The sequence below is a fragment of the Shouchella shacheensis genome, from assembly GCF_001484965.1.
Lineage (GTDB): Bacteria > Bacillota > Bacilli > Bacillales > Bacillaceae_D > Shouchella > Shouchella shacheensis.
The window spans coordinates 1-437 of the sequence record NZ_LLYY01000089.1 but is presented as its reverse complement, the minus strand read 5'-3'; the positions used below and the strand labels follow the sequence as shown (position 1 = coordinate 437).

Genomic DNA, 437 nt, shown 5'->3' with positions numbered 1-437 from the left:
ACGTGAACCTCGAAGAAGAGAACGGGCTGATTAAAGTATCGTTCCCTACAACGAAGAAGTGCATTGGTGTCCCTGTGATTGTCAAGCCTTATCAGCGCGAATGGATTCAGCGTGTTCTAGATGGAACGGTGAAAAAAGGGGCAGCCAAGCTGTGTCAAAAGAAAGGGCGGTGGTTTCTTTCCCTAGCGGTTTCGTTTGAGCCAAAACAAAAAGAAAGAAACGAGAATCACCCCAGAGTCATGGGCGTGGACGTCGGGTTAAACTACTTAGCTGTAGCCTCTGTTGGTACCAAGACGCTCTTCTTTAAAGGAAAGCAGGCTGCCTTTATTCGTAGACGCTATGCTTCGAGACGTCGTTCTCTCGGGAAAGCGAAGAAACTCCAAGCGATTCGAAAGGCAAAGAATCAGCCTGGATGAGGAATGAGAATCATCGGATCA

Annotated in this window: 1 pseudogene; it reads left to right on the top strand. The window is 47.8% G+C overall.

Annotated elements, in window-relative coordinates:
* A pseudogene (locus AVZ68_RS20550) lies at window positions 1-437 on the top strand (RNA-guided endonuclease TnpB family protein); the annotation flags it as partial.